The following is a 7,398-nucleotide window of genomic DNA, read 5'->3' on the forward strand; positions in this document are numbered from 1 at the left end:
TTAGTCCAAATAGAATACAAATGTAAAGAATGTTTAAAGTTATGGGGTATTGGGCATGGGGCATTGGGCATGGGAGATTATGAAAAAGGGTAAAGGGTAAAGGGTAAAGGGGAAGGGGTTTGTTTCTTTATCCTTTTCCCTTTAACCTTGTCCCTTTGTCCTCTCATCTCCCCCATTCCCTAAGCCTTGTTAAAACCAATATCAATACCCTTACCAGCATGAACTAAAGCTAACTTTTGGTAACGTTTAGCGTGTTCAATCAGTTCTGCGGCTTCAACATCTGTTACTTGGCGTAACACTTTGCCAGGAATACCGACAACTAGGGAGAGGGGCGGTATATTTTTTGTTACCACTGCGCCAGCACCAATAATACTACCAGTACCCACTCGTACCCCGTCTAAAACCACTGCGCCAATGCCAATCAAACTTCCACGCTCAATGTAAGCGGAATGTATCACAGCGCGATGCCCTACGGTAACATGATCTTCTAAAATTGTTGGAAAACCAGGATCGCCATGTAGAATTGCACCATCCTGAATATTTGTGCATTCGCCAATTTCAATCCGTTCTACATCTCCCCTAACCACTGCTCCATACCAAATGCTCACTCCTGGTGCTATATTTACCGAACCCATTACAACAGCATTGGCTGCGATGAAGGCAGCTTGAGAAAAATCGGGAGATGTCCAGTAAGAAGCGGTAGACACGATAGAATATTAATATGGTACCCAGGAACACTGGAGAAACTCCAACCTTTGAGGCTGGTTGCACAACCAGGATATCACAGCGTCAAGTCTCTACGGAGAGGAAAACACTAGTGAAAAATGCTTCTACTACTGCAAATCCGTGTCTGTGTAGCAGTGAGCAAGTAACCCAAAGTAGTGGAGCCGAAGTGTATAATCCAATCCACTAGCGCTGGTGAAGACAAAATTATGTTTGTACGCACTTCATGATGAATCCAGGCTTTCAGTACCCGATGTTTGGGCCGGAAATACAGTGTCCCCATTGTCGCCAGACTATTCCGGCACTGACTTTGACAGATACCTATTTGTGTCCGCGTCATGGCGCGTTTGAAGCTGATCCGAAAAATGGAGAGTTAATCCATTTGCAATCAGGGCGTCATTGGCGAAGGTGGAATAATGAATGGTATAGACAGCATACTCATCCCGATGGTATTCGCTTTGAAATTCACGAAGCATTAGATAAGCTGTATACCCAAGGCTATCGAGCAACAAGGGTGATTATTGCTCGACGCTATCAGGAATTAATGAGTGGCTATTTGGAACGCAGTACACCTTGGCGTTCTGGACAACCAGAAGCTACTGCGGCGCGTTTGTACGGTTTGCCGGTGGAGTTTAGCCCCGAAGATGCCCCAGAAGATCCCTGTTGGGAAGTGATTAATTTTGACTTGGAAAAAGAGCCTGGTGTCCCTGTACGCTACCCTTATTTCAGGTTGTTTGAGTAATGGTCATTTGTCATTAGTCATTTGTCATTAGTGAATCGCAAAGGACAAATGACTAAGGACTAAGGACTAAGGACTAATATGCACCACGCCTCTATTCGGACTGCGAATATTCATCGAGCGATCGCTTTCTACGAACTTTTAGGGTTTACAATTTCGGAACGCTTTACTACCGGCTACACCCTGGCTTGCTGGATGGAAGGATTGGGCGGGAGAATTGAACTGATCCAAATTCCTGAACCAAAACCAGCCCCAGATGCCTTTGCTGATGAGCATTATGTCGGGTATTATCATCTCTCGTTCGATTTAACTGAGATTACAACAGATTTACCTAGCTGGTTGACAAATTTACAAGAACGTGCAGTGATCGCTGCTGAGACTCAACCTGGAGAATTAGAACCGTTGAAGGTACTTTTAGAACCGACACAACAGCAAATAGGCGATCGCATTTACGAAGTAGCTTTTATCGCCGATACCGATGGTTTACCTCTGGAATTCATTCGAGTTTTAGCAAAACTCCCGTAATTTAGCTTTTTTATTACCTTTGTTGCTAATATGTTGTTTTTCTGTGTTGTTACTGAGGTAACAGATTTTTTTACCAGATTAAATTATGGTCACTTTCCAAGATAATTATGTAACTTAAATTACAGATATATCTGCTAAATAGATGTATGGATTTTCCAGATTTTATAAATATCCTTTACCGTTATTACTTTTAAGCTTATGGCTAGTAGCGGTTTTTTTGCTGAGCGATCAACCTGCTCGTAGCCAACATACAGCCACATCTAACAAAGAAAAATACCAGTCAACCTTGATAGCAAAAAGAATAATGCCCTCAACACTGACAGAAAATGTCCGTAAGACAGTGCTGGAAAATGGTCTAACTGTCCTGACAAAAGAAGTGCATACTGCGCCAGTGGTGACGGTGCAGGTGTGGTACAAGGTTGGCTCACGGAATGAAGAACCGGGCGTGAATGGCATTGCCCACCAGTTGGAACACATGATGTTTAAAGGCACGAAAAATCGTCCGATTCAATTTGGACGTTTGTTTAGTGCTTTGGGTAGTGATTCCAATGCTTTTACCAGCTATGACCAAACTGCATATTACGGTACTGTGGAACGAAACAAGCTAAAAGCGCTCTTAGTGCTGGAAGCGGACAGAATGCAAAATTCCCAGATTGAGCCAGAACAACTGGCGAGTGAGAAACGGGTAGTAATTTCCGAGTTGCAAGGTTACGAAAATAGCCCAGAATATCGCCTCAACCGCGCCGTCATGCAAGCGGTGTTTCCCAATCATGCTTACGGGTTGCCTGTAGGTGGTACCAAAGCTGATGTCGAAAAATTTGAAGTTGAACAAGTACAAAAATATTACCGCAACTTTTACACTCCTGATAATGCCGTCTTAGTGATTGTTGGAGATTTTCAAACTGCAAACACCCTGGAAACAATTAAAGAGGTGTTTGGAAAACTACCTAAGAGGCAGGAGGCAGGGGGCAGGAGGCAGGAGGCAGGGGGCAGGAGGCAGGGGGCAGGAGGCAGGAGGCAGGAGGCAGGAGGTATTTCTCCATCACTCAACACTCAGCACTCAGCACTCAACACTCAACACTCAACACTCAACACTCAGCACTCAGCACGGGCTAAACGCCCCGCTAACGCTAACAGCACTCCCATAGTATTGCGAGAACCGGGAGCAGGAACACTTTTACAAGTTGTCTATCCGCTACCGGATGCAAATCAACCAGATGTACCTGCGCTGGATGTGATGGATTACATCTTGACAGAGGGACGGAATTCTCGCCTTTATCAGGCATTAGTGGAATCAGGTTTAGCTAGTGAAGTTACAGCATCCGTTACCAGTTTGCGAGAATCTGGCTGGTATGAAGTGTTGGTAACGGTTGGAGCTAAACAAGATTTGAAAAAAATTGACTCAGTATTGAGTCGTGCGATCGCTAATGTAGCAGAAAAAGGTGTGACATCTGAGGAAGTAGAACGAGCCAAAACCCAGTTAACAGCAGATGTAATTTTGAGTAACCGTGATATCACTTCTCAAGCAATGCGATTGGGCACTGATGAGACAACTGTTGGTGATTATAGCTACACAGACCGCTATTTAGCAGCTGTTCGTCTGGTGAAGCCAACGGATGTTGTCGCTGTGATTAACAAATACCTAACAAAAGAAGCACGGACAGTAGGCTTTTTTGAACCAACTCAGAAGTTAATAACAGAAGTTGGTGACAAACCAGACTCAGCCCAAACTACAGAAAATTTCTCTCCTGGCGCACCTGTGCTTCCTTCTGAGGTAGGGAAGTACTTACCACCTGTGGATTTGGCTAGAGATGCGTTGTTTGCCGTCAAAGATATCGCTCAAGTCTTACCACAGGAATTTAAATTTACTAACGGACTGCGGATATTACTGTTACCAGATCATAGTACTCCCACCGTTACTCTGAGTGGTCATATTCAAGCCGGGACAGAATTTGATCCAGATGAGCAAGCTGGACTGGCTGCTTTTGTGGCAGAGAATTTACTAAGTGGCACTGATAGCAAAGATGTATTCACTATTGCCAAAATCTTGGCAGAACGAGGGGCGAGTTTAGACTTTGAAGCTTACCGCGAAGGTGTGCGGATTGAGGGTGATAGTTTAGCCGAGGATTTGCCGATACTCCTGGAGATATTAGCTGATGTTGTTAAAAACAGTAGCTTTCCAGCAAAAGAATTGGAATTGCATCGTCAACAAACTTTAACTGATCTGCAACTGGAATTAGATGAGCCATCAGAAGTAGCTAGAAGAATATTTGTTCAGTCAATTTACCCGAAAAAACATCCCTTACACACCTTTCCCACAGAGGAGAGTTTAGAAAAGATTCAGCGCCAGGATGTGATTGATTTCAAAGCTAAACACTATCGTCCAGATACGACAGTGCTAGCGCTGGTGGGAGATTTTGATCTAGACAAAGTGCGATCGCTCATTAAAAATGAGTTTGGTAACTGGGAAGTTAGCGGCCAAGCAGCAACATTAAAATATCCCCCAGTGGCAATGCCGGAGAAAATAGTGAGTGTCAACCCAGTTTTACCAGATAAAGCCCAAGCCGTTACATATATGGGTTACACGGGTATTAACCGTTATGATCCTCGGTTTCACTCAGCCTTAGTATTGAACCAAATTTTGGGAGGCGATACCTTATCTAGTAGACTGGGTGCAGAAGTGCGCGATCGCCAAGGTTTGAGCTATGGAATTTATAGCTCCTTCCAAGCTGGGAAGAATTCAGGGACATTTTTGATAGAAATGCAAACTAGTCCTGAAGATAGCAGTAAAGCGATCGCTAGTACTCGCCAAATACTACAGCAAATCCATAAACAAGGTGTCACCGCACTGGAAGTAGAAACAGCTAAACGCACCCTCATCAGCAACTACAACGTTTCCCTGGCAAACCCTGAAGAATTAACAGATAGAATTCTGATCAATGAAGTTTATGGACTAGATAAACTAGAATTGCACTCCTTCACTGATAAAATCCAGAAAGTCACCCTTGAGCAAGTTAATCAAGCGGCTCGTGAGTTACTCCACCCAGATCAAATCGTGGTCGTTACTGCTGGGCCATCTGTATTGGCAGAAAAAAGCATTAGGTAGTACTTTGTCAAGTTATTGAGGGTTTGTAGTAAGGACTCAAGTGCTTAAAAAATAAGGACTAAAGTCCTTACTACGAACTTTCTTACCCATCAATTTAAAGTGGACACACTAGTACCGCAAGGCGGAATTAAAAATTAAAAATTAAAAATGAATACAGCGTAAGGGTTTCGTTGATTTGGAATGATTGGTTTATTTCTGCCGTGTTGTACTAGTAGAGATGGACATTAGGCATGGATAATATAAAGAATGGGTAAAGTGTTTTTTCCCGCTACCTATTAATAGCATTGCCTTTTGAGAACTACTGATGATAACTTACAGCCATTTATACCAAATTATAGTTACATCTTTTAATTTTACAACTACTGCTTGGTTAAAAATATTACGGCGGGACTACGTAATATTAACGTTGTTCCTAGCACTAAATTTCATCGCTGTTACTCCAGCAGTGGCAGCGAATTTGTCTAGCGATTTGCTCAAGCAACCAGCTACAGAAATTACAATTAGCTTGGGTAATTCGGCTAACGAACTCAAGTTTGAGCCAAATCATTTGGAATTCGAGGCTGGTAAACGCTATCAACTACAACTTACCAATCCCAGCCAACTGAAGCACTATTTTACTGCTAAAGATTTTGCCGATGGCATCTGGACACAAAAAGTCCAAGCAGGCAAAGTAGAAATCAAAGGAGCCATTCACGAACTAGAACTTAAGCCTGGTGCTGAGGCCGAGTGGGTATTTGTACCTCTGAAATCTGGTACTTATGACTTGCGTTGTTCAATACCGGGACATACGGAAGCAGGTATGACTGGAGAGATTGCCATCAATAATTAAAAACTATTCGACTCAGTATTTGGCCTCTGTCTAATGTTTCAATTAAAGATAATTTATCTAGATACTATAGTGTGTATCCAAAAGTAAGTTATGGCAGTTTTGATTCAAGTCCAACACATTAGGAGTATGTGAATGTGTTATTCTATATACGTTAGCGGCTAAACTGGAAGAATACCAATCAGAGATTAAGATAACTAAAATTATAGATATTATTTCTCAAGTAATCTAGAGAAAGCATTCATACTTCAGCGGCAGAGCCAACAGTAATTATTAATTTCCTATGAACATTTTCAGTAACTTACTTTCTCAAGCTACTCAGCCTGCACCTGCGAAAAAACAACGCCGAGGAATTGAAATTAAATCGCCACGTGAAATTGAAATCATGCGGCAATCAGCGACAATTGTCGCAACTGTTTTAAAAGAAATTTCCGAGCTAGTAAAGCCGGGAATGACTACGGCTGATTTAGATGCTTATGCAGAAAAACGTATCCGAGAAATGGGTGCAACACCAAGTTTTAAAGGATATCACGGTTTTCCAGGTTCTATTTGCTCCAGCATTAACAATGAAGCTGTACATGGTATTCCTAGTCCCAAGAAAGTTATTCGTGCAGGGGATGTATTAAAAGTAGATACAGGTGCTTATTACCAAGGCTTTCATGGTGATTCTTGCATTTCAATTGCTGTCGGTGAAGTGACACAGGAAGCTGCTAAATTAATTCGCGTAGCAGAAGAAGCTTTATATAAGGGTATTGAACAAGTTAAGGCTGGTGTATACCTACTTGACTTAGCTGGCGCAATTGAAGACCATGTGAAAGCTAACGGCTTTAGTATAGTTGAAGAGTTCACTGGACACGGTGTCGGTCGTAATCTTCACGAAGAACCTTCAGTATTTAACTACCGTACCCGTGAAATGCCAAATGTTAAACTCCGTGCGGGGATGACACTGGCAATTGAGCCAATTTTAAATGCGGGTTCTAGACATACGCGCACATTATCTGACCGTTGGACAGCAGTCACTATGGATAATTCTTTGTCGGCTCAGTTTGAGCATACAGTATTAGTGACAGACAATGGTTATGAGATTTTGACTGACCGTTCTAAGTTGTAATTGTTAGTTGTAATTATCTGTTGTTGAGAGAGGTGAAGCGTCAAAATAGGGCGATTTGCCTCTTTATTTTTTTACACGTAGTCAATATGTGTAGGACTCATATTTGATTTCTGAAAAAACTCAGTACAACTAATACCGTTTCTTTATGAAGCTGCGGTGTAAATACAAGTCTGGAGTAGTTTACGAATCTGGTTTTTACCCCACCCTAACCCTCCCCTTGCAAAGGGGAGGGAACTGGATTTATTTTTTCCCCCTTTCCAAGGGGGGATTAAGGGGGGTAATTCAACTTGTGTATACACCGTCTTACCAAGAGGGGTTCATAAGGCGCATTCTTCATACAGAATTGGTATAAGAAGCCTTCTTGACTG

6 protein-coding genes are annotated in these 7,398 nt (G+C 42.5%); 5 read left to right on the forward strand and 1 reads right to left on the reverse strand.

Going from position 1 to position 7,398, the window contains the following annotated elements; genetic code table 11:
- Positions 1-179 precede the first annotated feature (179 nt).
- Positions 180-707, reverse strand: coding sequence for a gamma carbonic anhydrase family protein (locus RRG12_RS40905; RefSeq protein WP_420763135.1), 528 nt, complete (start codon positions 705-707; stop codon positions 180-182).
- Positions 708-949: 242 nt separating this feature from the next.
- Between RRG12_RS40905 and RRG12_RS40910 the strand changes: the two genes are divergently transcribed.
- The 5 genes from RRG12_RS40910 to map all read left to right on the forward strand — a co-directional run bounded on the left by RRG12_RS40910 (position 950) and on the right by map (position 7,030).
- The gene (locus tag RRG12_RS40910; RefSeq protein WP_069072077.1) at positions 950-1,465 is read left to right on the forward strand and encodes a TIGR02652 family protein; all 516 of its coding nucleotides are present in this window, start codon (positions 950-952) and stop codon (positions 1,463-1,465) included.
- Positions 1,466-1,543: 78 nt separating this feature from the next.
- The gene (locus tag RRG12_RS40915) at positions 1,544-1,987 is read left to right on the forward strand and encodes a VOC family protein (RefSeq protein ID WP_420763136.1); all 444 of its coding nucleotides are present in this window, start codon (positions 1,544-1,546) and stop codon (positions 1,985-1,987) included.
- 142 nt (positions 1,988-2,129) lie between these two features.
- The gene (locus RRG12_RS40920; protein WP_420763137.1) at positions 2,130-5,093 is read left to right on the forward strand and encodes a M16 family metallopeptidase; all 2,964 of its coding nucleotides are present in this window, start codon (positions 2,130-2,132) and stop codon (positions 5,091-5,093) included.
- Between the two features lie 304 nt (positions 5,094-5,397).
- Positions 5,398-5,922, forward strand: a complete 525-nt coding sequence (locus RRG12_RS40925) for a cupredoxin domain-containing protein (protein ID WP_420763138.1) — start codon at positions 5,398-5,400, stop codon at positions 5,920-5,922.
- Between the two features lie 280 nt (positions 5,923-6,202).
- Positions 6,203-7,030: a type I methionyl aminopeptidase gene (gene map, locus RRG12_RS40930; protein WP_420763139.1), complete on the forward strand. Its 828-nt coding sequence runs from the start codon at positions 6,203-6,205 to the stop codon at positions 7,028-7,030.
- Positions 7,031-7,398: the final 368 nt, after the last annotated feature.

It is taken from the genome of Nostoc sp. CALU 546 (assembly GCF_048836525.1).

What these genes read in the sequence shown, in the direction of transcription:
- RRG12_RS40910 (WP_069072077.1), top strand. Translation starts at nt 950, where the DNA reads ATGATGAATCCAGGCTTTCAGTACCCGATGTTTGGGCCGGAAATACAG.
- RRG12_RS40915 (WP_420763136.1), top strand. Translation starts at nt 1,544, where the DNA reads ATGCACCACGCCTCTATTCGGACTGCGAATATTCATCGAGCGATCGCT.
- RRG12_RS40920 (WP_420763137.1), top strand. Translation starts at nt 2,130, where the DNA reads ATGTATGGATTTTCCAGATTTTATAAATATCCTTTACCGTTATTACTT.
- RRG12_RS40925 (WP_420763138.1), top strand. Translation starts at nt 5,398, where the DNA reads ATGATAACTTACAGCCATTTATACCAAATTATAGTTACATCTTTTAAT.
- map (WP_420763139.1), top strand. Translation starts at nt 6,203, where the DNA reads ATGAACATTTTCAGTAACTTACTTTCTCAAGCTACTCAGCCTGCACCT.